Below are 25,600 nucleotides of genomic sequence, written 5' to 3' on the forward strand. Positions count from 1 at the left end.
TCCTACTCCCCGTCCGGCTCGAGACCCTCCGCCGCGCGCACCCCGTCCCGGTAACCGCGCGCGGCCGACCGCAGCGCCGCGTCCACGTCCACCCCCGCGTCATGGGCCCGCTGCACCACCGCGAGCAGCAGCCGGCCCGCCGAGTCGGCGGTCAGCTCGGCGGGCAGCTCGTACGGCTCGTCCGGCATCCCGGTGAACCCGGACCGGCGCACCCGGGACACCAGCTTCGCCGCGTACGCCAGCGCGGGCAGCCCGGACGGCACGCCGTCCAGCACCGACTCGCGGTCCGCCTTCTCCGCCGCCTTCAGCTGCTCCCAGTTCGCCTCCGCCTCGGTGGCGCCCTCGACCTCGACGTTCCCGAACACGTGCGGGTGCCGGTACATCAGCTTCTCGACGATGTCCCCGGCCACGTCGTCGACGGTGAACGGGTCGGTCGGGTGCTCCTCGGCGATCCGGGAGTGGAAGAACACCTGGAACAGGACGTCGCCCAGCTCCTCGCGCAGCGTCTGCCGCTCCCCGTCCTCGATCGCCTCGACCAGCTCGTACGCCTCCTCGACCAGGTACTTCACCAGGGTCTCGTGCGTCTGCTCGGCGTCCCAGGGGCAACCGCCCGGGGAGCGCAGCCGGTCCATCACCGTCACCAGGTCCAGCAGCCGCGACCCCGGCAGGTCGTACGAGCCGGGCAGCACCTCGATCTCGGGCACCTCGCCGGCCCGCTCCACCGCGAGCCGCGCCAACGCGTCGGTCAGCCCCGGGTCCCCGTCCGGGCCGCCCAGCCACACCGTCGGCCCGCCCCCGGCCGGCTGCCCGGTCAGCAGCCGCGCCAACGCGGGCGCCGACCCGGCCGGCACGACCTCCACGCCCACCCCGGCCTGCCGCACCGCCGCCACCTGCGGATGCCCCTCGTCCCCCACCAACACCCGCCCCGCCGACCGCAACGCCTCCCACGCCGGCCACGCCAGCAGCCCGGGAGCCACCCGGTGGGTGGTGGTCAGCAGGATCAACTTCGCGCCCGGAACATTCGTCGTCACACCCCGAACCTACCTCCGCCCCCAGCCACGCCCCCACCAGCGCAGAACGCCGAACCCGCCGACTTCCCACGCCCTCGCTCCCGCCCGGCCAGTCCCGCCGCGACACGAGAAGTCGGCCCGGCCGACTTCCCACTCCACTCCGCCCCGGGCCAACGCCTCGACCAGACCCGCGCCCGCACAGGAAGTCGAGCCCGCCGACTTCCCACTCCCAGGCGCCACCCCGCTCCTCCACAAGCCACCCGCACGAAAAGTCGGCCCGGCCGACTTCCTGATCCGGCACCCACCCCGCCCCAGGCCAACGCCTCAGCCAGACCCCCGCCCACACAGGAAGTCGAGCCCGCCGACCTCCCGCTCCCAGACGCCGTCCCGCTCCTCCACAAGCCACCCGCACGAAAAGTCGACCCGGCCGACTTCCTGATCCGAGATGGCGACGCCCTCCGTCGGGGCGGTGGAGAGCGGCTGTGGCACGGCGTTCGGCGAACGGGCCGGCAGGTGGCAGCGTCCCGGGATGCGTGGAGGCCCCAGGGGGCTGGAGCTGTTGATGGTGATCAGAAGAGGCGCGGGGCCAACGTCCCGAGGCCGGCACGGTGTGCCCGTGCCGAAGGCTCCGAACCGGCACGCACACGTCGTGCCAGCCGGAAGGGGCGCGGGGGCCAACGTCCCGGAGGGCGACGCGGAAGGCCACACCACCACGCCGGGGGCACCCGTGCCGGAGGTTCCGGGGCGGCGGGGTGGGTCAGCGGGGTGTCGGGGGCCAGGGGGTGGAGGTGGGGGTGAGGGTGGAGAGGGACTGGCGGAGGCGGCGGACGGTGGGGTGGTGGGGGCCGTCGCGGCGTTCGCGGTCGAGGAGGAGGGGGAGCAGCCACTGCCAGGCGTTCTGGGGGTCTCCGGTGGCGGCGAGGTGGAGGCCGATGCGTTCGCGGAGGTCGTAGCTGCGCTCGGGGTCGGTGTCGAGGCCGGATTCGAGGCGGGCGGTGTGGGCGGTGAGGAGGGCCTGGTACTCGGCGAGGGCTTCGGGTCCGTGGCCGAGCCGGTCGAGGCAGATCGCGGCGCGGTAGCGGTGGTCGAGGCCCTGGGGGCCGTGCGGGCCGCCGTCGGCGGTGGCGGCGAGGCGGCGGTATTCGGGGAGGGCCTGCTGGGGGTGGCCCTCGTGCAGGAGGGTGCGGGCGTAGATGGTGCGGATGGTGCGCACCAGGGGCGTGGCGTCGCCGAGTTCGGCCTCGGCCCGGGGCAGCAGGCGGGCGGCGAGGCCGAGCACCTCGGTGTGGCGGCCGGCGTCGACCAGGTCGGAGAGCCGGGCGCATTCGGCGCCGAGGTCCGGGCCCGCGGGGGCGGGGGGCGGTGTCGGCGGGGCGGGCGGCATGAGGAAGGGCCGCGGCTCGGAGCGGACGGTCGGCGCCGGGGTGGCCGCCGCGGCCGGCGGCTGTGGCTGGTGCGGGTACCGGAAGGGGCGGGCCGGGTCCGGCAGCGGGGTGTGGCGGGGCTGCGGGGTGCCGTCGGCCGGGGGCAGCAGCGGGAGCAGCCGCGTGTAGACGGTCCAGGCGTCGGCGGGGCGGTCGGCGGGCTGCTTGGCGAGCAGGTCGAGCACCAGTTGTTCCAACGGCTGCGGCACCTCGGGGCGCAACTGCCGTAGCGGGACGGGTGGTTCGTCGACGTGCCGGCGCAGGACGCCGAGCGCGGTGGGGGCCCGGAACGGCTCCTCGCCGGCGAGCATCTCGTGCAGCAGGCAGCCGAGCGCGTAGAGGTCGCTGCGCGGGTCGGTGGTGGCGGCGAGGGCCTGTTCGGGGGCCATGTAGGAGGGGCTGCCGACGGGCACGCCGGTGAGGGTGAGCCGGGTGGTCTCGGTGTCGAGGGCGGTGGCGATGCCGAGGTCGAGCAGGACGGTGCGGCCGTCCTCGCGGACCATGACGTTGCTCGGCTTGAGGTCGCGGTGGACCACCGGGATGGCGTGGACGGCGGCCAGCGCGGCGCACAGCTGCGCGGCGACGGCCGCGGCGCGCTCGATCGGGAAGGGCGCGTCCTCGGCGATGAGGTCGGCCAGGCTGACCCCGGGGATGCGCTGCATGACGAGGTAGAGCTCGCCCTCGTCCTCGCCCGCGTCGAAGACGGTGACCAGCCCGGGGTGGTCGAGTGCGGCGGTGACCCGGCACTCGCGCAGGAAGCGGCGGCGCAACTCGTCGCCGTGGCCGGCCCGTTCGCCGCCGGTGCCGGTCCCGCCGGGGAGCAGGTGCTCGGGGCGGAGCAGCTTGACCGCGACCGGGCGGAGCAGCCGTTCGTCCTGGCCGGCCCAGACCTGGCCCATGCCGCCGTGGCCGATCTTCTCGGTGAGCCGGTAGCGGCCGGCGATCAGCCGGGTGGCGGTCACGGCCGGTCCTCGCGGGCCTGGCGGCGCAGCAACTCGCCCAGCTCGCGCAGGTCGTGGGCGGTCTCGGGGGCCTGCACCGCGGGAGCCTGCACCGCGGGAGCCTGCACCGAGGGGGCCTGCACGGAGGGGGCCTGCACCGAGCGGGGCGCGACCGAGGGGCCGGGGGCCGCCGGCGCGGGCACCCCGTACCCGGGCACGGTCGCCGCGTACGGCGAAACGGCCTGCGGCACGGCGTACGGCACGGCCTGCGGCGCGGGCGGCCCGGCCAGCCAGACCGCGCGGCTGTCCATCACCAGGAAGTGCGCCGTCGGCAGGAGCCACAGGACGGCCAGTGTGATCTGGCCGGTGGTGTCGGCGGTGGGGTTCTTCAGGCTGCCCGCGACCCCGGCGGAGACGACCATGGCGAGCAGCAGCGCGCAGAACACCGCCGCACCGGCGATGTCGTACGCCCGCCGGCGCCGGACCGCCAGCAGCAGCGAGGGGACGGCCCCGAGCAGGCCGAAGGTGAGCAGCGGGGCCAGCGCGCACAGGACGCGCGCGAGCACCCCGAACCGCCCCGGAATCGGCGCCTGCCCGGCCACCGGCGCCGGCGCGGGAAGCGGCCCCTGCCCCGGCCCGTACGGCGTGCCGCCGGGCGGCGGTCCGAACTGCCCGGGATGGTGCCCTGACATGCGCGCTCCTGAGCTGGTGAGGACCGGCACCGAGGGCGGTGCGGACGGCTGCGCCCACCGTACCGCCCGGCCCGGTCGCTCCGGAGGGCTTCCGTCCGCCCGCTGCCGCATCGGTACCGCGCCGGTACCACGCCGCTACTGAGCCGGGGTCACCTCCGCGGCGCCCGCCGTGGACCGCCCTCAGTCCGGCGGCAGCAGCGTGCCGGTCGCCAGGGCGTCGGTGGCGGCCTGGGCGAGGCCGCGGCCGAGCGCGGCGGCTTGGGCGAGGGTGGTGTCGAAGGCGGCGAGGCGGGCGAAGGCGGCGCCGAGGCGCTGCTGCGCGGGGAGCGGGAGGCGGGGCAGTTCGACCCGGCGGATGTCGAGGCGGGCGGTGGTGGTGGCGTGGCTGGCGGCGCGCCGGGTGCCGGCGGTGGAGCGGAACTGGCCGGCCAGGAACTCGGGGTCGAGGGCGGCCGGATCGGGCCGCAGGAGGTGGAGTTGGCGGCCGAGGGCGGCGCCGACCAGCGGGCCCTCGGCGGGGACGACCCGGGCGGTGCCGCCGCCGAGGGCGGGGACCAGGACGTCGCCGGGGCGGGTGCGGACGTCCCCGGCCGGGCCGGGGACGGCGGTCAGGACGGCGCTGGGCGCGGCACCGGTGGCGAGGTCCTGGTCGGTGACGACGGGGGTGCCGCCCGACCCCGACCCGGCCGACCCCGAGCCGCCCGCTCCCGAGCCGGCCGGCCGGGTGGCGGTGCCGATGCCGGTGGCGGTGCCGGAGGAGTACACCTCCAGCGCGCCGCCGCGGACCAGTTCGCCGATGGTGACCAGCCCTGCGGGAGCGGCGCCGGACGCCCCGTCGGGCGCGGTGCCCGGCCGCGGCAGCAGCGTGGTCGGGTCGGGCAGGCCGGCCAGCAGTTCGGCCAGCCGGCCGCCGAGGTGGGAGAGTTCGGCCGCGCCGCCGAGCGGTGCGGCCGGCGGGACGTGCCGGGCCGGGGAGAGGTCGGTCTCGTCGTCGAGCAGGTCGATGGCGGCCACGGCCCGGTGGACGCCGGGTCGGTCGGCGGGGACCGGCAGGCCCTCGCGCGCGGCGAGGTCGAAGCCGCGCCAGGCGTCCAGGACGGTGCGGCGCAGCTCGGGCCAGTCGACCCTGTCCCGGCCCCCCTCGGCGGCCGGCGCCCCGGCGGTCCCGACCGCGGCGGTGGGTGCCGCCCCGGCGTCGAGCATCAGCACCTGGCGGAAGTCGCTCCCCGGCCGGGGAGCGCGCAGCACCCACAGGTGCAGCGGGACGCCGTACGGCGGGGCGGCGCCGGCGGGCAGCGCGATGACGGCGCGCAGCGCGCCGGAGCGGAGCAGTTCGGCCCGGATCCGGCGGCCGGCCCGGCGGGCGGCGACGGTCGGCGGGAGCAGCAGCGCGGCGAGGCCGCCGGGGCGGGTGTGGGCGAGGCAGTGCAGCACCCAGGCCAGTTCGGACTCGCCGCGCGGCGGGACGAGCCCGCCGGGCCAGCGGGTGTCGAACTGCAGCTCGTCGTGGCCCCAGTCGCGTTCGTTGTACGGGGGCTGGCAGAGCACGGCCTCGAAGGTGTCGCCGGGGAAGCCGTCGGCGCGCAGGGCGTCGCCGGCCCGCAGGTCGAGCGGGAGCGGGCCGGGCTCGTCGGCGGGGGTGTGCAGGGCGATCCGGAGCCGGGCGAGGGCGGCGGTGACCGGGTCGGCGTCCTGGCCGTAGCGGCCGGTGGTCGGCGGGTGGGCGAGCAGGACGGAGCCGAGACCGACGGCCGGGTCGAGCACGGTGGCGGGGACCCCGGCGACGGCGGCGAGCAGTTCGGCGGCCTCCGGCGGGGTGGGGCTGAGCTGCCGGGTGTTGGCCTCGGCGTACCGGGTGAGCAGCTGCTCGTACGCGCCGACCGGGCCGGCCTGGGCGGCGAGTTCGGCGAGCAGCCGGGCGAGGTCCAGCTGGGTGCTGCCGAGCAGGCCCGGGAGGCCGAGGGTGCGGGCGCCGTCGGGGCCGAAGGCGTGCACGGCGGCGCCTGCGACGGCCCGGGGCAGCGCGAGGGCGAGCCGGGTGTCCGGCCGGTCGGCGAGCTCGGCCCACTGTCCGGGCTCGCGGTGCAGCAGCAGGAGCAGGGCGCCCGCCTCGACCAGCGGGGCGGCGGGGTGGCCGGCCGGGTCGCGGAGGGTGTCGACGAGCTGCCAGACCCGCTCCAGCAGCGGGAGTTCGGCGATCTTGCCCTGGGCGCGCAGCCAGGACTCGACCTCGGCGAGCGCGAAGGCCGGGCTGGCGTCGGTGCCGCCGACCGGGCGGGGGAAGTCGGGGTGGCGGCGGCGCCAGTTGCTGACCGCGGCCCGGCCGACGCCGGCGAGCCGGGCGATCTCGGCGGCGGTCACTTCGGGACGGTCCGGCACGGGGGCTCCTTCGGTGGCGCGGGCGGGCAGGGGGTGTGACCGCACAGCATAGCGATGCGGATCTCCGTCTCCGTTCACGTGTGAACAGAGATCTTTTGTGAAATCCCGTTGACATGGTTCACGCTCCAGTGGTGTGATCTCTCCGTCGCCACCGGACGGGGGCGACACCAGGAAGACCACCGACCACCGGGAGAACAGCCATGTCCGCCACCGCCCGCCGCGTCACCACCCGCCGCACCGCCGCCCTGCTGCTGGGCGCCGCGCTGGTCACCCTCACCGCGACCGCCTGCGACTCGACCGGTGGCGCCTCCGTCTCGACCGAGGCGAAGCCGACCGCGGCCGCCGGCGCCGGCACCAAGGCCGCCGACAGCGCCAAGGCCCCCGCCAAGCTCGGCGACACCATCGCGCTCAAGGGCATGGACAAGGGCAACACCGCCGACGTCACCGCGGTGAAGGTGGTCGACCCGGCCGAGAGCGCCAGCGAGTACCTCAAGCCGGCCGAGGGCAAGCACTACGTCGCGGTGCAGTTCCAGATCAAGGCCACCGGTGCCCAGGCGTACGGCGAGGTCCCCGCCAGCAGCGCCAAGGTCGTGGACGCCCAGGGCCAGGCGTACGGCCCGAACCTCGAGGAGACCAAGGCCGGCCCCGCCTTCCAGACCCCCACCAACATCGCTCCCGGCGAGACGGGCAAGGGCTTCGTCACCTTCGAGGTCCCGGACGGCACCAAGCTCGACAAGGTCCAGTTCGCCCTGGACAACGGCTTCTCCAACCAGGCCGGCCAGTGGAAGCTCGGCTGACCTCCCGCCGCACCCCCGTACGTACGGAACGGCGGCCCCGGGCCGAAACCCGAGACCGCCGCGATCCGGCTGTGAACCCGGCGGGGGCCGGCCGTGAACCGGCCGGGAACCGCCGAGCGGCAGACGCTACTTCTTCGCCCCCGCCAGGTCGTCGAACATGGCCGACAGGAACTCGCTGCACCAGCCCAGCAGTTCCCGCCCGACCAGCGGCTTGCCGCCGATCCGCCCGGTGCTCGGGCGCGGCACCAGCAGCTGCTGGGCCGCCGCCTTCACCTGGCTGCGCGGGTAGAGCCGGTTCAGCCGCAGCTGCTGGGACTCCCGCAGCTCCACCGGCCCGAAGCGGACGTTGGAGCCCTGGAGGGTGATGTCCGCGATCCCGCACCGCCGGGCGTACAGCCGCAGCGCCGCGACCAGCAGCAGGTTCTCCACCGGCTCGGGCAGCTTGCCGTAGCGGTCCACCAGCTCGTCCCGGACCTGCTGGATGTCCTCCTCCGAGTTGACGGCGGCGATCGAGCGGTACGCCTGCAGCCGCAGCCGCTCGCCGGGCGCGTAGTCGTGCGGCACGTGGGCGTCGACGGGCAGCTCGATCTTCACCTCGAGCGGCTCCTCCTCCGGCTCCCCGCCGCCCGCCAGCGACTCGCGGAACTCCGCCACCGCCTCGCCGACCATCCGCATGTAGAGGTCGAAGCCGACGCCCGCGATGTGCCCGGACTGCTCGCCGCCGAGCAGGTTGCCCGCGCCGCGGATCTCCAGGTCCTTCATCGCGACGTACATGCCGGCGCCCATCTCGGTGTGCTGGGCGATGGTGGCCAGCCGCTCGTGCGCGGTCTCGGTGAGCGGCTTCTCCGGCGGGTACAGCATGTACGCGTAGCCGCGCTCGCGCCCTCGCCCGACCCGGCCGCGCAGCTGGTGCAGCTGGGAGAGGCCGAAGGTGTCGCCGCGTTCCACGATCAGGGTGTTGGCGTTGGAGATGTCGATGCCGGACTCCACAATCGTGGTCGACACCAGGACGTCGAACTCCTTCTCCCAGAAGTCGACGACGACCTTCTCCAGCTGGGTCTCCCCCATCTGCCCGTGCGCGGTGGCGATCCGCGCCTCGGGCACCAGGTCCTTCAGCCGGGCGGCCGCCTTGTCGATCGACTCCACCCGGTTGTGGATGTAGAACACCTGGCCCTCGCGCAGGAGTTCACGCCGGATCGCGGCCGAGATCTGCTTCTCGTCGTACGGTCCGACGAAGGTCAGCACCGGGTGCCGCTCCTCCGGCGGGGTGGTGATGGTGGACATCTCGCGGATGCCGGTGACGGCCATCTCCAGGGTGCGCGGGATCGGCGTCGCGGACATGGTGAGCACGTCCACGTTGGCGCGCAGCTTCTTCAGCTGCTCCTTGTGCTCGACGCCGAACCGCTGCTCCTCGTCGACGATGACCAGGCCGAGGTCCTTGAACCTGGTCTCGGAGGAGAACAGCCGGTGGGTGCCGATCACGACGTCCACCGAGCCCTCGAACAGCCCCTCCAGCACGGCCTTGGCCTCGGTGTCGGTCTGGAAGCGGGACAGCGCCTTCACCGTCACCGGGAAGTTGGCGTAGCGCTCGGCGAAGGTCGAGAAGTGCTGCTGCACCAGCAGCGTGGTCGGCACCAGGACGGCCACCTGCTTGCCGTCCTGCACGGCCTTGAAGGCGGCCCGCACCGCGATCTCGGTCTTGCCGTAGCCGACGTCGCCGCAGATCAGCCGGTCCATCGGGACGGACTTCTCCATGTCCGACTTGACCTCGGCGATGGTGGTCAGCTGGTCCGGCGTCTCCGCGTACGGGAAGGCGTCCTCCAGCTCGCGCTGCCACGGGGTGTCCGGGCCGAAGGTGTGGCCGGGGGCGGCCATCCGTGCCGAGTACAGCTTGATCAGGTCGGCGGCGATCTCCTTGACGGCCTTCTTGGCCCGCTGCTTGGTCTTCGCCCAGTCCGCGCCGCCGAGCCGGTGCAGCGTCGGGGCCTCGCCACCGACGTACTTGGTGACCTGGTCCAGCTGGTCGGTCGGCACGAACAGCCGGTCGCCGGGGTGGCCGCGCTTGGCCGGGGCGTACTCCAGCACCAGGTACTCGCGGGTGGCGCCCTGGACGGTGCGCTGCACCATCTCGACGTACTTGCCGACGCCGTGCGCCTCGTGGACGACGTAGTCGCCGGCCACCAGCGCCAGCGGGTCGATCGCGTTGCGGCGGCGCGAGGGCATCCGGCGCATGTCCTTGGTGGAGGACTTCTGCCCGGACAGGTCGGTCTCGGTGATGACCGTGAGCTTGAGGTTCTCGTCCACGAAGCCGTGCTCGATCGAGCCGCAGGAGACGTGGACGACGTCCCGGGTGGGCGCCTCGGTGAGGTCGGCGACCAGACGGGCCGGGATGCCCTCGTTGCCCAGCACCTCGGCGAGCCGGGAGGCCGGGCCGTGGCCCTCGGTCACCATGACGACCCGCCAGTCGGCGGCCAGCCGCTCCTTGGCGTCGGCGATCGCCCGGGCGGTGTCGCCCCGGTAGGCCTCGACGGCGTGCATGCCGAGGGTCAGCGTGTTGGCGTCGAACTCCAGGATGCCGTCGACGGAGGACTGGCTCGTCGCGAACGGGCTGACGGACCACCAGGGCAGCCCGATCTCGTCGGCGTGCTCGCGCACCTCGGCGAGCGAGCGCAGCGAGGCGGCGGAGACGTCGATGGCCTCCACGTCGATCGGCCGGTCCCCGCCGGCCGCGGCCGCGACCCAGGAGGCGTGCAGGAACTCCTGGCTGGTCGCGACCAGGTCGGCGGCCCGGGTGCGGACCCGCTCCGGGTCGCAGACCACGGTGACGGAGCCGAGCGGCAGCACGTCCAGCAGCAGCTCCATGTCGTCGACCAGCACCGGCGCCAGCGACTCCATGCCCTCGACCGCGATGCCCTCGGCGATCTTGTCCAGGATCTCGGCCAGCCCGGGGTGCTCGGCGGACAGCTCGGCGGCCCGGGCCCGCACCTCGTCGGTGAGCAGCAGCTCGCGACAGGGCGGCGCCCACAGGCCGTGCTCGGCGATCTCCAGCGAGCGCTGGTCGGCGACCTTGAAGTACCGGACCTCCTCGACCTCGTCGCCCCAGAACTCCACCCGCAGCGGGTGCTCCTCGGTGGGCGGGAAGACGTCCAGGATGCCGCCGCGGACGGCGAACTCGCCGCGCTTCTCGACCAGTTCGACGCGCGCGTAGGCGGCGGCGGAGAGCCGGCGGGCCACCTCCTCCAGGTCGTACGACCCACCACGCCGGACGGCCACCGGCTCCAGCTCGGCCAGCCCCTTGACCTGCGGCTGGAGCACCGAACGGACCGGGGCGACGATCACCTGCACCGGCCCGGCCGCCGGGTCGTCGGCCCGCGGGTGGACGATCCGGCGCAGTACGGCCAGCCGGCGCCCGACGGTGTCCGAGCGGGGCGACAGCCGCTCGTGCGGCAGCGTCTCCCAGGCCGGGAACTCGGCGACGGCGTCGGCGGGCAGCAGCGAGCGCAGTGAGGCCGCGAGGTCCTCGGCCTCACGGCCGGTCGCGGTGACGGCGAGCACCGGGCGGCCCCGCTCCCCGGTGGACTGCCCGGCGAGCGCGCGGGCCAGCGCGGCGATGGCGAACGGCCGGGCGGCGGGCGGCCCGACCAGGTCCAGGTGGCGGCGTCCGCCGGCCGCGGCTCCGGGGGCGGTGGCCGCCTCGATCGCCTCGGCGAGCGCCGCGTCCCGCGCGACGACATCGAGCAGTCCGGTCAGGCTCATCTGGGGTCTCTTCTTCGTCCCGTGGCTGGTGCCGCCCCGGGGCGGTCGAAGGCCCGCCGGGGCAACGCGAACGGCCCGGCGCGCCGAGCGGCCGGGGGTCTCCAGCCTACGCCGCGGCACGGACAGGCACGCGGTCCACGACGTCGGCGGGGCCGGAACGGGATCGGCGCGGGGCCGTACCGGGGCCGTGACCGGAGTCGGAGCACCGGGCAGCAGCCCCCCCCCCGCTGTTTTTGTCAGGGGCACGTCCGGGAACGAACGACTGGACGGAACACCGGACCGGCCGGTGGACGAACCAACCCGGAGTACCACCGAACCGAGCACGGCTATCCGCCACGAACTGGACATACTCCTGTCACTGGCCGTCCATGGAGATCGCGCACCATGGTGAACGTGCCCGCCGCACCCAACCGTGGGGGATGGCTGTGGGGGCACTGTCGCACCCCCGATGGGGGTCGGAGGTGCGAGGCCGGGCGGCCCTGGGTGGGGGCGCCCGCCCAAGCGCCGGGAACCGTGGCGCCCTTTCCTGGAGGGCGCCACGGGTCTCGGCCTCTTTCGCTCCCGGGGCCTACCCGGTCGGCCGCCGCCCTATCCCGAAGCCCGGCCCGTTTTCTCGGCCCCGCTTCCCCGCCCCGCTTCCTTCGTCCGCGTTTCCTCAGCCCGTTCCGGCAGGCCCGTTCGGCGGGCGCTTTCGTCGGGCCCGTTCCGGCGGGCCCGGCCGCGTCGGGCACGACCGCGTCGAGTACGGCGAAGGCCCCGGCCTCCCCAGGGGGGAAGCGGCCGGGGCCTTCGCGACGACGTACGGTCGGCGGCCGGTCAGCGGCGGCGGTAGCTCACCGTGTTGGGGGTCGCGTAGCCGCTGCCGTCGTCCACGATGATGATCTTCGGCACGATCCGGGTCTCGTCCTCCGTCCGCCCCTCGGCGGCCTTCCCGGCAGCGGCGGCGTCGGAGGCCACCGTCTCCCCGTCGGGCGGCGAGGCCGGCTTCGGGGGCACCGGGCCGGTCGCCACGGGCCCGCCGATGGCCCTGGTCGCGCTGCTGCCGACCACCGGCGTCCGCAGCACGGGCGCCGGCTTCTCCGGGGCGGAGCCCTTGGCTCCGGCCGGAGCCGCGGCGGCCAGGGCCTTGCGCAGGTTCGCCACCGGGATCTCCCCGGTGTCCGCCTCCGAGTCCACCGGCGCGGTGTCGGCGACGGCGTCCTCGACCGCGTCCCGCGGAGCGGGGGCCGTGGGGGCCGTGAGGGTCTCGGCGGACTCCTCGGCGGGCTCCTCTGCGGACTCCTCGGCGGCCTGCTCGGCCGAGCCCTCCGCGGCCCGGGCCGCCGCGACGGCCGCGGCCGCCATCTCGGGCTCGATCTGGCCGACCGCCGCCCCGGTGAGCGAGGCCAGCGTGGCCTTGATGTGGTCCAGGTGCTGCTGCACCGTCTCCAGCCGGGTGTCGAACTCGCGCTGCTCGCGCTCGCTCGCCGCGTTGACCTCCTCGGCCTCCCGGCGGGCCTGCTCGATCAGCTGGTCGGCCTTGGCCTGGGCGTCCGTCTCCAGCTGCTTGATCCGGTTCAGCACGGTCTCCCGCTGCTGCTCCGCCTCCTTGACCCGGCGCTCGGCCGTCGTCGAGACCTCGGCGTCCTCGCCGTCGGCCTTGGCCTGGGCCGCGGCGAAGGTCTCGTCGGCCTTGCGGCGCCGGGTGGCCAGCTCGGCCTCGGCCTGTTCGCTGGCCTCGGCGGCGGCCACCCGCACCTTGGCGGCGTACGCGGTGGCGGCGTCCCGGGTGGAGCGGCTCTCCCGGTCGGCGTCGGACCGGATGCCCTCAGCCTCGGCCCGGGTCCGCTCCTCGGTGCGGCGGGCGGCCGCGTCGGAGGCGGTACGGGTCGTGGCGCTGTACTCCCTGGCGGCGCGGTCGGCCGCCTGCCCGGCCTCGTAGACCTCGTCCCGGAGGTCCTCGGAGAAGCGCTCGGCCTTCTCCCGGACGGCGCGCGCCTCGTTCTCGGCCATCGCGGCGAGTCCGGCGGCCTGCTCGCTGAGCACCTGGTAGTCGGGCTCCGGGGCCTCCTCGGCGGTCCGGCGGATGTCGGCCAGCCGGGCCTCCATCTGCCGGATGCCGGCGCCCAGGACACTCAGCCGCTCCCACGCCTCGTCGCGCTGCGCGGTGAGCGCGGCCAGGGCTCGGTCGACCTGCTCGGGCGCGTAGCCCTTGCGGGCCTGGGTGAAGCCGTACTGGGGGACGGCGTCGCTCATGGGCTCTTCCCCTCGTTTCGCGGGCTGCGGAGCCCATGATCGGACGGAACGGTCGGATCCGGAACCGGTTGGGAGCCCGGGGCCGGAATCCGCCGTCCTACGGACCGGATTGCGTCGAGGACGGGACGAATAGACCCATCCTCTTGACCTATTTTGCGCAGATCCGGGCGAAACCCCAACGAGGCACGGCTGCGACGGCATGCCGGAGGGGCCGTCCCGGACGCCGGAACGACCCCTCCCCACCTGCGAGGATCGGCGACGGACCGCTACAGCAGACCGTCCCAGAACTGCTCCAGCAGCACGGCCCACCAGGTGTCCGCGTTCTGCAGGGCCGCCGGGTCGATCGCGGCGAGCTGGGCCTGGAAGTCGGTCGTCCAGCGACCGGCCTGGTCCGGCGTCAGCCCGTACCGCAGCCGCCACATCCGGCCCAGCAGGGCCATCGAGCGGACGAACTCCGGTACACCGCTGTTGACGAACCGGGGCGGCTGGCCGGTTCCATCGATGTCCACCGCCACCACGTGCGCGGTGCCGTACTGGACGCACAGCTGGCGGCCGTAGTCGTTGCCCAGCACCAGGTAGCCGCCGAAGTCCGGGCCCGCGGCGAGACCGCGCTCGGCGGCCAGCTCGGCGAGCGTCGGGATCGGGCGGCCCTCCTGCGCCTGCGCCCAGAAGAACGGCCCGAAGTCGCGCGGCAGCCCGGCCCACATCAGGGTCTGGGACACCGGCTCGGGCACGCCCTGGCGGGAGACGGCGCGCTGCTCGTAGCGGAACAGGTTCTGCCCGAACGCGGCGCCGATCTCCTGGGCGAGCTGCTGCGGCGGGAGCGGCGGCAGCGCCTGGACCGTCCCCGGCGCGGGCGCCGGCACCCGGAACGGGCGGACCCGCTGGGCGCCGGAGGCCAGCTGGTGCAGCTCGTCCAGGTGGTCGAGCAGCTCGGACATCCCGGCCTGCCGGGAGGCGTGGTCGCGGCCGTACGGGGCGGTGTGGGTGAGCCGGACGTTCGGCCAGGACGCGGCGATCATGCGGTTGCAGTAGCCGCCCGGCAGGTCGCAGGACTCCAGCTCGGTGTACAGCTCCAGCACCTGCTCCGGCGGCACGTTGAGCCGGCGCAGGTCCTGGAGGATCTTCCACTCCGGGTGCGGGGTGCCGGGCTCGCTGCGGTGCAGCAGCTTCTGCTCCGAGCCGTCCGGGCCCCGGTAGCTGAGCGCGGCGAAGTACCCCGGGCCGACCGCGGGCACGCCCGGGGGCACCGGCGCGGGCTGCGGCGAGCCGGGCACCGCCGCCGGCGGGACGAGCCCGGCGGCGCCGCCCGCGTTCGGGTAGCCGTAGCCGGCCGCGGGCGCGACGGGGGCCGCCGGGCCGCCGGGCGGCGGCGGGACGGCGGGGCCGCCGGACGGCGGGGTGCCCGGGTCCGCCGGGCCGGCCACCAGCGCCGGGTCGATCGCGCTCGCCAGCTGGGTCGCCTCGTACGCCGTCCCGGACGCGGCCGGGCCGGCGGTCGGCGCGGCCGGCGCGGCCGGCGGGGCCTCGCCACCGCGCAGGCCCGCCGGGGGCGGGGGCGGGGGGGCGGTGGCGGCGCCACGGCCGCCGGGGCTGGCGACGGGCGTGCCGGAACCCGGGGTGTGCTTCAGCCCGGCGGGCGGGGGCGGCGGCGGGCCCGAACCCGCGTTGCGCCCCAGCCCGGCGGGAGCACCGCCCGCGGCGGGAGGACCGGCGGGGCCACCGCGCAGCGCGGCCGGCGGGGGCGGCGGCGGGGCGGAGCCCGCGCCCCGGCCGAGCCCGGCCTGCGGCACGCCGCCCTCCGGGGCGCCCGGGGCCGGAACGCCGGGGATCGGGGCACCGGGGGCCGGGGCGCCCGGCAGACCGGCGAGACCGGGCAGACCGCCGGGCGGGGCCAGCATCGTCGGCGCGTGCTCCACCTGCGGACCGCCGGCGGGCGGGGCGGCCGGAGCGCCCGGCAGGCCCATCAGCCCCGGCATGGCGTCCGGCGAGGCGAGCAGCGTGGGCGCCGGCTCGGCGGCCGGGGCGGACACCGGGGCCGGCGGGGCGACGGGCGGCTGCTCCGCGGCGGCCGGGGCCGGCGCGGACGGCGGGACCGGGGGCATGCCGTAGCCGCCGCCCGTCGGCGGCATCAGCATGGTCGCGGCCTCGGCACCAGCCGGCGCGGCGGGCTCGGGCAGATCCGAGCCGGTGGTCCGCAGCCCCTCGGGCATCAGCATGGTCGCGGCCTCGGCCCCGGCCGGCGGGCCCGGCACCACGGGTGCGACGGGTGCGACGGGCGCGGCGGGCGCGGCGGGCGGGACGGGCGTCGCGGGCGCGGCGGGCACATCAGGCGCGACCGGTACGGCGGCCTGCGGCACCGGCACCGGTGCTGGCTGCGGCACGACGGCCGGCTCGTCCTGCCCCTGCGGCGGCGCGAGCATGGTCGGCGCGTCCCCGGCGGGCCGGTCGGAGACCGGCGGCTCGGTCAGCACGGCCGGCGCGGGCTGCACGGCCGGCGTCGGCTGCACGGGCTGCGCGGCCGGCACGGGCTGCGGCGCCGGAGTCGTCGCCCCCTCGACGGGCTCGGCAGCCGCGGCCGCGGCCGGAGCCGTCCCGAGCCGCTCCGCCTCCGCCGCGATCGCCGCGGCCCCCGCCTCCTGGAGCCACTGCGGCGGGCTGAGCAGGAAGGAGGTCGCCTCCACCGGCCCGGGCGCGGGCTTCGCCGCCCCCGCCGGGTTGGCCGCCACCGGCCGCCCGTAGACCTCCTCGTACTGCCGCACCACCTCGTTGACGGGCAGCGCGGGCCACAGCGTGCTGGCGCCCGAGTCCCGGGCGATCACCAGCCGCGCCTCCCCCGAGCCGCCGCCCGCACCGCCCGTACCCTCGGCCGGGCCCGCGGGCGCCACGGCCCAGCAGACGAAGCCCAGGTCGAACTCCCGGACCCGTACCTCGCGCTGCCGCGTGTGCGGCACCCCGCCGTTGATCCACTCCTCGGCGAGCTCCTGTGCCTGCGCGTACGTCACCACGCCCGGTTCACCCCTGTCCGCATCCTCTTCGTCCCCCGTTCCACCGCGAACACCGCGACCACCGACACCACCGCGACCACCGCGACCACCGCGACCACGCGCCTCAGCCCACCGGGACGGCGCGGGCGAACCCGCCGTCCACCATCAGCGCCGCGACCGTCTCCAGCTCCGGCGGGCTGCCCGCCAGCCGCAGCAGGAAGGCGTCGAAGTCCTCGCCGCAGGGCAGCAGCAGCCGGGCGCAGCGGTCCTCCGGGGCCTCCGGGGCGCCGGTGTCGCGGGCGTCGTCGTACAGGTGGAACCAGACCGAGCCGGCCCGCTCGCCGCGCACCTTGAGCGCGACCAGGCCGCCCTGCGCGTAGGCGATGCCCAGGTAGTCCTTGGTGAGGTGGTCGCGCAGGCACTTGTTGGCGTACACGATGTCCTGGATGCCGTACTCCTCGGTGAGCGTCAGGAACGGCTGGTCGAGCAGCAGTCCGAGCTCGGTGTCCAGCCCCACGCCGACCGGGGCGCGGCCGCCGCCCAGCTTGAGGAAGGTGCGGTAGGCGTCGGGCAGCCGGTAGCCGAGGCGGTCCTCGGCGCGCTGCACCAGGTCCTCGGGGACGCCGATCGGGTCCCCGCCGTCCCCGGCCAGCGAGAAGTGCACCGGCCGGCGCTCCTGCAGCGGGCGGGTGCCGCGGCGGGTGTGGTCGGCGCCGGACGTGGCCAGGCCGCCGTGGTGCCGCAGCAGCGCCTTGACCTCGACCGGGACGAGCTCCATCCGCCGCCAGCCGGGGGCGGCCCGGCCGACCGCGTGGTGCCAGGTCCAGCCGGGCGGGGTGGCGACGGCGGTCGGGAGGTCGGCCCAGAGCGGGTGGCCCTGGGTGTAGAGCGCGGCGTTGGCCGAGACGTAGTCGGTCAGCCGCAGTTCGTCCACGCCGAAGCCCTCCGGCGGGTCGGCCACCTCGGCCGCCGCGGCGGCGTACGGGCCGAAGTCCGGGAAGCCGTACTCGTCCACCCTGACCCCGGCGGGGTGCCGCTCCGCGCGGACCGGGTCCGGGAACTGCACCACCTGACCTGCGTACGCCGCGTTCGGTGCGGCGGCGACGCCGGGCCGACCTGTCGTCATCTGGGAGCCCCCACTGGCTGCTGCAAAATACGGTGCCTGCTGGGCACCAGCCTAGGGCCTGCCCTCAACCCCCCGGCTGCCAGGCGGACGACGGGCTCGGCGCACCTCCCGGACCCACCGCCATCACCACCGCCCGCCCGGCGACCGGGAACGTCCTCTCGCGGTGGCCGAGGTGACGGAACGCGGGCTGCCGGTGGACCGGCGCCGGGCAGTGCGCCCCGGCCCGGATCCCGGCGGCCCCAACGTCCGGCGCGGGCACCGGAGTCGACCCGTCGGCGGGCACCTGTCCCCGGGCGGTCGGCCGCGTCCCCTCCGGCTCGCGGCCGGAACGGTACCGGCCGCGAGCCTGGCCCGGAGGCCGTTTCGGTACATCGACGGACAAGTCGTGACGGACCGGTGAGCGTTCGACAGCATCGGGTACGGCGGCGGCCGGGCCGTCGCGGCACCGGCCTGCGCCGCACCCCGGATGTGCGGTTGTCGGTGTCGTTTGACAGGCTTGCCCCGGACCGGCCCGGCCACCGCGGCCGACGTCGGGATGACGAGGAGGAGGACGACGGATGACCACCGGTGAGCCGGCGGGCCCGCCCGTGCTGCGCCACCACCGCGACAGCCTGCTGCCCGCCGTCGCCGCCGCGCTGTCGCTCAAGGGCGGCGAGGTGCACACCCTGGCGGGCGACAAGGACCCGCGCCGCCCGGTGCTGCACCACCTGGTCGCCGAGTTCCTGGACACCCTGCCGGCCGAGGCCCGCGAGCGGTTCACCGGCCGCTGCCCGGAGGCCGTCCTGCTCTCCCAGTACCTGACCGCCGTCGACGGCAGGCGCTCCAAGCGCGCCGCCCGCAAGCCGATGACGCTGCACGAGGCCCGCAAGGCGCTCAAGGGCTCCCGGATGACGACCGTGCGCATCCGCGAGGAGGACGACCCGGCGCACGGCAGCCACGCGCCGCCGTGCCGCTCCTGTGCCCCGATGCTGGAGCACTTCACCGTGCGCAGCGTCGCCGTCGGCCCGCCCGCGCACTGACCGGCCGAGCGGCCGGCACGCCCCCGTCCCCCAGCCCTGGAGCCCGCCCTGAACCCGCCCATCCCGCCCGCACCGGCCACCCTCTCCCCCGCCGGCACGCGGACCCGGCCCCGCTTCCCCGCCGACGTCGCCGCCGAGCTCAAGGCTGCCGGCTGGCACCCCGGCCGCTGGCAGATCCGGCAGGCCGAGGAGTGGGCCGACACCCTGGTCGGGCACGGCGCGCCCACCGGCGTACGGCACGCGGTGTTCCCGGCGGCGGTGGAGGCCTGGGCCGAGTTCGGCGGCCTCGCCTTCGACCTGTCCGGCCCGGGCCGCCAGCTGGCCCGCACCCCGTTCCTGATCGACCCGCTGTGCGGTCTGCACCAGCCGCGCACCCTGCTCGACCTCGGCCGGGCGCTGGGGACGCAGCTGGCCCCGCTCGGCGAGGAGGCGTACGGGCAGGCACTGCTGGCCGTCGACGAGGAGGGCCGGGTCTACAGCCTGGACCACACCGGCGAGTGGTTCCTCGGCCACGGCATCGACCAGGCGATCTCCACGCTGGTCCTGGGCACCGCCCCGGAGCTGCTGCGCACCGCCGACGCGTACTGACGGACCCGGAGGAGCCCCGAGGACCGCCCGGACCGCCCGCTCAACGCAGCCGCTCAGCGCAGCCGCTCAGCGCAGCCGCTCGGCCCGCACCGCCAACCGGGACGGCAGCACCGCCTCGATCCGGAACCCGCCGTCCGCCTCCGGCCCGGAGGAGAAGGTGCCGCCCAGCGCGATCACCCGTTCCCGCATCCCGACCAGCCCGTTGCCCCCGCTGGGCAGCTTCGCCGCGCCCCTCTCCCCGCCCGGGCAGGCGTTCACCACGGCCACCCGCACCCCGTTCGGCGCGTACGAGAGCAGCACCGACACCTGGGCGCCGCCCGCGTGCTTGTGGGCGTTGGTCAGGCCCTCCTGGACGACCCGGTAGGCGGTCTGCTCGGCCTCGCCGGAGAACTCCTGCCGGCTGCCGCTGACCGTCAGCGTCACCGCCATCCCGGCCGCCCTGGACTGGTCGACCAGCCGCGGCAGTCCGGCCAGCGAGTCCGGCTCCGGCTGCCGCTCGTCGTCCATCCGCAGCACCCCGAGGATCTCCCGTAGCTCGTTCAGCGCCTGCCGGCCGACCTCGCCCATCAGCTTGGCGCTCTGCGCGGCCTTCTCCGGGTCCTTGACGACGATCCGCTCCAGCGCCCCGGAGTGCACCACCATCAGCGACACCCGGTGCGCCACCACGTCGTGCATCTCCCGGGCGATCCGGGTGCGCTCCTCCAGGCGGGCCCGGCGGGCGCGTTCCTGCGCCTGTTCGGCGAGCAGGTCCAGCTCGGTCTCCAGGCCGTGCGCGCGGTCCTTGAGCGACTCGATCAGCCGCCGCCGCGCGCCGACGTACAGTCCGGTCACCACCGGGGCGACGGTCAGCCCGACCGACACCAGCAGCGACAGCAGGATCTGGCCCCACAGCGGCGGCGGATCCACCGGCGCGTCGCCGGGCGTCATCAGCGACACCGCCATCACGGCGGCCGCCTCGGCGAAGGCCAGCGCGGACAGCGCCACCACCCGGCGGCGACGCGAGGGCCACTCCCAGGTCGAGGCCAGCGTGTACAGCGCCACCACCAGCAGCACGACGCCCAGCATCCCGGGCATCACCAGCAGCGTCACCAGCACCGGGACGGCCGGCCAGCGCCGGCGCACCACCAGCGAGCCGCCGGCCAGCGTGCCGAGCAGGGCTATCCCGACCGCTCCCGCGGTGCTGACGTGAATCCGGGCGGAGAGGAAGGCGGTCGTGCTGACCGCGCACTCCACCGCGGCGAGCATCGCCAGCCCGATGTCCAGGAAAGCGCTGCGCGGCCGCTTCCACCACCAGAACGACCGGACCGGCACGCGCTCCCCAGGCGACTTGCTCATGCCCCACAGAGTAAGCGGCAACCTCCTCCCCTCCCCACCGGGATTGCCCGTCACACTCCACCAACCCGTCAAGTGGTCCAGACCACAGGTGGTTTTCGGCAGCGCTGTCCGCCATCCGGCCACCTCGCGGACAGCATCCGCCCCGACACCTATGCTGGGTCGCGTCGGACAGCGCGGTCCGCACGCGTCACGCCGGCCACACGCGTGTGGCCTGTGACGATGAGCCGTTGCCGAACCCCCACCACCACAGGGAGCCAGCCGTGACCGCTCCGGTCCCCGCCCCGGCGGACAACCCCACGCCCGTCAGCGCCGACAACGCCGCCCTGCGCGCGGACATCCGCCGCCTCGGCGACCTGCTCGGCGAGACGCTGGTCCGTCAGGAGGGCCCCCAGCTGCTGGGCCTGGTCGAACAGGTCCGCCTGCTGAGCCGCACCGACGGCGAGGCCACCGCCGAGCTCCTCTCCGACATCGACCTGGACACCGCCGCCAAGCTGGTCAGGGCGTTCTCCACCTACTTCCACCTCGCCAACGTCACCGAGCAGGTGCACCGCGGCCGCGAGTTCGCCACCCGCCGCGCCCGGCAGGGCTCGCTGCTCGCGCAGACCGCCGACCAGCTCGCCGAGGCCGACCCCAAGCACCTCCAGGACACCCTGGCCCACCTCGCGGTCCGCCCGGTCTTCACCGCCCACCCCACCGAGGCCGCCCGCCGCAGCGTCCTCAACAAGCTGCGCCGAATCGGCGAACTCCTCGACCGCATCCACCGCGACGAGGTCACCTCCGGCCTGGCCGCCGCCGACCAGGCCCGCACCAGCAGCGCCAAGCGCTCCGCCGACCGCCGCCTGGCCGAGGTCATCGACCTGCTCTGGCAGACCGACGAACTGCGCATCGCCCGCCCCGAGCCCACCGACGAGGCCCGCAACGCCGTCTACTACCTGGACGAGCTCTACCGCGAGGCCGTCCCCGAGGTCCTGGAGGAGCTGCACGAGGAGCTCGCCCGGGTCGGCCTGGGCCTGCCCGAGGGCGTACGGCCGCTCACCTTCGGCACCTGGATCGGCGGTGACCGCGACGGCAACCCCAACGTCACCCCGCAGGTCACCTGGGACGTCCTCAACCTCCAGCACGAGTACGGCATCAAGGACGCGCTCGCCGCGATCGACGACCTGCGCAACACCCTCTCCACCTCCGAGCGGCTGGCCGGCGCCTCGGTCGAGCTGCTCGCCTCGCTCAACACCGACCTGCACCTGCTCCCCGAACTCAGCCCGCGCTACAAGCGGATGAACGCCGAGGAGCCGTACCGCCTCAAGGCCACCTGCATCCGGCTCAAGCTGGAGAACACCCGCGAGCGGCTGGCCGGCGGCACCCCGCACGTCCCGGGCCGCGACTACCTCGGCACCCGCGAGCTGATCGCCGACCTGCGGCTGATCCAGGACTCGCTGCGCTCCCACCGCGGCGAACTGATCGCCGACGGCCGCCTCGCCCGCGCCATCCGCACCGTCGAGGCCTTCGGCCTCCAGCTCGCCACCATGGACGTGCGCGAGCACGCCGAGGCCCACCACCACGCCCTCGGCCAGCTCTTCGACCGACTCGGCGAGGAGGCCTGGCGCTACGCCGACATGCCCCGCGAGTACCGGCAGAAGCTGCTCGCCAAGGAACTCCGCTCGCGCCGCCCGCTCGCCCCCACCCCGGCCCCGCTGGACGAGGCCGGCACCAAGACCCTCGGCGTGTTCAACACCATCCGCGAGGGCTTCGATCGCTTCGGCGACGAGATCGTCGAGAGCTACATCATCTCCATGTGCCAGGGCGCCGACGACGTCTTCGCCGCGACCGTGCTGGCCCGCGAGGCCGGCCTGATCGACCTGCACGCCGGCCTCGCCAAGATCGGCATCGTGCCGCTGCTGGAGACCACCGACGAGCTCCAGCAGGCCGACCGCATCCTCGACGAGATGCTCTCCGACCCGTCCTACCGCCTGCTCGTCTCGCTGCGCGGCGACGTCCAGGAGGTCATGCTCGGCTACTCCGACTCCTCCAAGTTCGGCGGCATCACCACCTCCCAGTGGGAGATCCACCGCGCCCAGCGCCGGCTGCGCGACGTCGCCCACCGCTACGGCATCCGGCTGCGCCTGTTCCACGGCCGCGGCGGCACCGTCGGCCGCGGCGGCGGCCCCTCGCACGAGGCCATCCTGGCCCAGCCCTGGGGCACCCTGGAGGGCGAGATCAAGGTCACCGAGCAGGGCGAGGTCATCTCCGACAAGTACCTGCTCCCCTCGCTGGCCCGGGAGAACCTGGAGCTGACCCTCTCCGCGACCCTCGCGGCCTCCGCGCTGCACACCGCCCCGCGCCAGGCCCCCGAGGTACTGGCCCGCTGGGACGCCGCGATGGACCGGGTCTCGGACGCCGCCCACACCGCCTACCGCGCCCTGGTCGAGCAGGAGGACCTGCCGAAGTACTTCTTCGCCTCCACCCCGGTCGACCAGCTCGCCTCGCTGCACCTGGGCTCCCGCCCGTCCCGCCGCCCCGACTCCGGCGCCGGTCTGGACGGCCTGCGGGCCATCCCGTGGGTGTTCGGCTGGACCCAGTCCCGGCAGATCGTCCCCGGCTGGTACGGCGTCGGCTCCGGCCTCGCCGCCGCCCGCGCGGCCGGCCTCGGCGACGTGCTGACCGAGATGTACGGCGAGTGGCACTTCTTCCGCAACTTCCTGTCCAACGTCGCCATGACGCTGGCCAAGACCGACCTGCGGATCGCCCACCACTACGTCGAGCAGCTGGTGCCCGGCGAGCTGCACCACGTCTTCGACGAGATCAAGGCCGAGCACGCGCTCACCCTGCGCGAGGTGCTCCGGCTCACCGGCGAGAGCGAACTGCTGGAGCACAACCCGGTGTTGAAGCAGACCTTCGCCGTCCGCGACGCCTACCTCGACCCGATCTCCTACCTCCAGGTCGCGCTGCTGCGCCGCCAGCGCGAGGAGCTCTCGGCCGGGCGCCAGGACGACCCGCTGCGCGCCCGCGCGCTGCTGCTGACCGTCAACGGCATCGCCGCCGGCCTGCGCAACACCGGCTGACGGCCGGACCGCGAACGGCCGAGGGCCGGTGTCCCGTCCGGACACCGGCCCTCGGCCGTGAGGTTCCCGCTCCGCGAGGGCTTCCGGCGCCGCGTGGGGCCACGTGGGGCCGCGAGGCGCGTGTGGGGGCCGTGTGGGACGCCGGCCGAGGCCCTACTCCGCGCCCTCGCCCGCGCGCCTGCGCTTCAGCCACAACGCCGCGCCGCCGGCCGCCACCACCAGGCCGCCGCCGACCGCCAGCAGCCCCGCGTCGGGGCCCATCGAATCGCCGAGCACCGGGCCGAACTGCGCCGCCGCCGGCTCCGGGGAGACCGCCGGGTCCGACTCGGCGGCCGAATCCGCGTGCGCCAGCGCGCCGCCCGACAGCAGCACCCCGGCCACCCCCAGCGCACCGGCCGTACCGACCCGTCGCCCGAGCCGCTTCAGCTCGACCACCCGGCTCCGCCGCACCCGGCGGACCGGACGCAATCCCCGCATCGAGAACTCCCCAGGACTCGTTCGCGTACCGGACCGACGCTATCCGATGCCACACAGGGTTCTCACACGGATTCAGGTTTGGACGGGCAAGCGTTGTACGACCGTTGCGTATCGCGCAGGTGTTCTGACGGACCGTCAGTCGGAGTCAGGAGTTGTACGTGCCCTGGGCCCGCTCCAGCCCCTCGGACAGCAGCGCCTCCACCGCGTCCGCCGAGCGGTCCACGAACCACTCCAGCTCCTTGCGCTCGGTCGAGGAGAAGTCCTTCAGCACGAAGTCCGCGACCTCCATCCGGCCCGGCGGGCGGCCGATCCCGCACCGCACCCGGTGGTAGTCCGGGCCCAGCGACTTGGTGATCGACTTCAGGCCGTTATGGCCGTTGTCCCCGCCGCCCAGCTTCAGCCGCAGCGCCGCGTAGTCGATGTCCAGCTCGTCGTGGACCGCGATCAGCGCCGAGGCCGGCGCCTTGTAGAAGTCGCGCAGCGCCGTCACGGGCCCGCCGGAGAGGTTCATGAAGGACATCGGCTTGGCCAGCACCACCCGCTTGCCCGCCAGCCGCCCCTCGGCCACCTGCGCCCGGCTCTTGTGCGCCTTGAACTTGGCGCCCATCCGCTGCGCCAGCAGGTCCACCACCATGAAGCCGATGTTGTGCCGGTTCCGGGCGTACTGCTCCCCGGGGTTGCCCAGCCCCACCACCAGCCAGGGGCCCTCGTACTCGTCCGCCATGCCTTCTTCCTCCTTCGCGCTAGGCCCTGCCATCATCCCGGACACACCGCTGCCCCGGCCGCTCCAGCGGGAGCGACCGGGGCAGCGGTCTCAGCTAGTGACGCGAGGCTCAGGCCTCGGCGCCCTCGGCCTCGGCGGCCTCCTCCTCGACCGGGGCGGCCTGGGCGGCGATGACCTGCAGCACGACGGCGTCGGCCTCGACGGCCAGCGAGACGTTGGCCGGCAGGACGATGTCCTTGGCGTGGATGGAGGCGCCGGCCTCCAGGCCCTCGACGGAGACGGTGACCGACTCGGGCAGGTGGGTGGCCTCGGCCTCGATCGGCAGGGCCTGCAGGACGTGCTCCACCAGGTTGCCGCCCGGGGCCAGCTCGCCCTCGACGTGGACCGGGATCTCGACGGTGACCTTCTCGCCGCGCTTGACCAGCAGCAGGTCGACGTGCTCGATGGTGCGCTTGATGGCCTCGCGCTGGACGGCCTTCGGCAGGACGTACTCGTCCTTGCCCTCGATCGGGACGACCAGCAGGGCGTTCGGGGTCTTCAGGGCCATCATCAGGTCGTGGCCGGGCAGGTTCAGGTGAACCGGGGCGTGGCCGTGGCCGTAGACGACACCGGGGACGAAGCCGGCGCGACGGGCACGACGGGCGGCACCCTTGCCGAACTCGGAACGGGTCTCAGCGGCAATACGGATCTCGGACACGACTGCACTCCTCGTGGAAACTGGCGCGGGGGTGCAGGCAACGCGAAAAACCGCCGGGACCACACCCTCAGTACGTTCGGGGGTCACTCGGCGGCAACGGCCTGCCGGGCGGACGGGAGTCCGGCACCGGCAGCGCGTCGATCACGGAGCGGGCACCCGGCGAGCGGGCACACGGCATCCCTCGCCGAGCAGTTTCACGAGTCTAACCGCACCGGCGGCTTCCCGTGAAATCGGCGGGGGGGGGGGGGGGGGGGGGGGGCGGGGGGGGGCGCCGCCCCCGGGGGGGGGGGGGGGGCCGCCCCCCCGCGGGGGGGGGCGCCGGCGCCCCCCCCCCCCCCGCCCGGCCCGCCCCCC

The 25,600-nt window shown here is 75.4% G+C and carries 16 protein-coding genes; 4 read left to right on the forward strand and 12 right to left on the reverse strand.

Annotated elements, in window-relative coordinates:
• Positions 1-2: 2 nt before the first annotated feature.
• The 4 genes from ACGF0D_RS10050 to ACGF0D_RS10065 form a co-directional block, all read right to left on the reverse strand.
• Positions 3-1,031 carry a MazG family protein gene (locus ACGF0D_RS10050; protein ID WP_392914587.1) on the reverse strand — a complete coding sequence of 343 codons (1,029 nt, stop codon included), beginning with the start codon at positions 1,029-1,031 and terminating at the stop codon, positions 3-5.
• 736 nt (positions 1,032-1,767) lie between these two features.
• Positions 1,768-3,396 (reverse strand): protein kinase, encoded by a 1,629-nt coding sequence (locus tag ACGF0D_RS10055; protein WP_392914588.1) that lies wholly within the window; start codon positions 3,394-3,396, stop codon positions 1,768-1,770.
• Positions 3,393-4,067: a hypothetical protein gene (locus ACGF0D_RS10060; protein ID WP_392914589.1), complete on the reverse strand. Its 675-nt coding sequence runs from the start codon at positions 4,065-4,067 to the stop codon at positions 3,393-3,395. The genes ACGF0D_RS10055 and ACGF0D_RS10060 overlap by 4 nt, the downstream gene beginning before the upstream one ends.
• A 180-nt stretch (positions 4,068-4,247) precedes the next feature.
• Entirely contained in the window at positions 4,248-6,446 is a 2,199-nt protein-coding gene (locus ACGF0D_RS10065) for an N-6 DNA methylase (RefSeq protein ID WP_392914590.1), read from the reverse strand.
• Between the two features lie 200 nt (positions 6,447-6,646).
• Between ACGF0D_RS10065 and ACGF0D_RS10070 the strand changes: the two genes are divergently transcribed.
• Entirely contained in the window at positions 6,647-7,243 is a 597-nt protein-coding gene (locus ACGF0D_RS10070) for a DUF4352 domain-containing protein (protein WP_392873931.1), read from the forward strand.
• Between the two features lie 126 nt (positions 7,244-7,369).
• Here ACGF0D_RS10070 and mfd read toward each other — a convergent pair whose 3' ends face one another.
• From mfd to ACGF0D_RS10090, 4 genes are all read right to left on the reverse strand, one after another.
• On the reverse strand, positions 7,370-10,999 hold the full coding sequence (gene mfd, locus ACGF0D_RS10075; RefSeq protein WP_392914591.1) for a transcription-repair coupling factor: 3,630 nt from the start codon (positions 10,997-10,999) through the stop codon (positions 7,370-7,372).
• 816 nt (positions 11,000-11,815) lie between these two features.
• Positions 11,816-13,234, reverse strand: a complete 1,419-nt coding sequence (locus ACGF0D_RS10080; protein WP_392914592.1) for a hypothetical protein — start codon at positions 13,232-13,234, stop codon at positions 11,816-11,818.
• Positions 13,235-13,500: 266 nt separating this feature from the next.
• Positions 13,501-16,242: an SUKH-4 family immunity protein gene (locus tag ACGF0D_RS10085; protein ID WP_392914593.1), complete on the reverse strand. Its 2,742-nt coding sequence runs from the start codon at positions 16,240-16,242 to the stop codon at positions 13,501-13,503.
• A 103-nt stretch (positions 16,243-16,345) separates the two neighbouring features.
• The gene (locus ACGF0D_RS10090) at positions 16,346-17,347 is read right to left on the reverse strand and encodes an SMI1/KNR4 family protein (protein ID WP_392914594.1); all 1,002 of its coding nucleotides are present in this window, start codon (positions 17,345-17,347) and stop codon (positions 16,346-16,348) included.
• 557 nt (positions 17,348-17,904) lie between these two features.
• Here ACGF0D_RS10090 and ACGF0D_RS10095 point away from each other — a divergent pair.
• A complete protein-coding gene (locus tag ACGF0D_RS10095) occupies positions 17,905-18,366 on the forward strand; it encodes a YwqJ-related putative deaminase (protein ID WP_392873942.1) in 462 nt (153 codons plus the stop codon).
• Positions 18,367-18,426: 60 nt separating this feature from the next.
• Positions 18,427-18,954 (forward strand): SUKH-3 domain-containing protein, encoded by a 528-nt coding sequence (locus ACGF0D_RS10100; protein WP_392874277.1) that lies wholly within the window; start codon positions 18,427-18,429, stop codon positions 18,952-18,954.
• Positions 18,955-19,020: 66 nt separating this feature from the next.
• Here ACGF0D_RS10100 and ACGF0D_RS10105 read toward each other — a convergent pair whose 3' ends face one another.
• Entirely contained in the window at positions 19,021-20,289 is a 1,269-nt protein-coding gene (locus tag ACGF0D_RS10105; RefSeq protein WP_392914595.1) for a sensor histidine kinase, read from the reverse strand.
• A 260-nt stretch (positions 20,290-20,549) separates the two neighbouring features.
• On the opposite strand from ACGF0D_RS10105, the gene ppc reads away from it, so the two are divergent.
• The gene (ppc, locus tag ACGF0D_RS10110) at positions 20,550-23,348 is read left to right on the forward strand and encodes a phosphoenolpyruvate carboxylase (RefSeq protein ID WP_392873948.1); all 2,799 of its coding nucleotides are present in this window, start codon (positions 20,550-20,552) and stop codon (positions 23,346-23,348) included.
• 153 nt (positions 23,349-23,501) lie between these two features.
• On the opposite strand, the gene ACGF0D_RS10115 is transcribed toward ppc, so the two are convergent.
• The 3 genes from ACGF0D_RS10115 to ACGF0D_RS10125 all read right to left on the reverse strand — a co-directional run bounded on the left by ACGF0D_RS10115 (position 23,502) and on the right by ACGF0D_RS10125 (position 25,246).
• Entirely contained in the window at positions 23,502-23,825 is a 324-nt protein-coding gene (locus ACGF0D_RS10115) for a hypothetical protein (protein ID WP_392914596.1), read from the reverse strand.
• A 145-nt stretch (positions 23,826-23,970) separates the two neighbouring features.
• Positions 23,971-24,549, reverse strand: coding sequence for an aminoacyl-tRNA hydrolase (gene pth, locus ACGF0D_RS10120; RefSeq protein WP_316526589.1), 579 nt, complete (start codon positions 24,547-24,549; stop codon positions 23,971-23,973).
• 109 nt (positions 24,550-24,658) lie between these two features.
• Positions 24,659-25,246, reverse strand: coding sequence for a 50S ribosomal protein L25/general stress protein Ctc (locus ACGF0D_RS10125; RefSeq protein ID WP_392873953.1), 588 nt, complete (start codon positions 25,244-25,246; stop codon positions 24,659-24,661).
• Between the last annotated feature and the right edge of the window lie 354 nt (positions 25,247-25,600).

It is taken from the genome of Kitasatospora sp. NPDC048298 (assembly GCF_043201465.1).
Taxonomy (GTDB): domain Bacteria; phylum Actinomycetota; class Actinomycetes; order Streptomycetales; family Streptomycetaceae; genus Kitasatospora.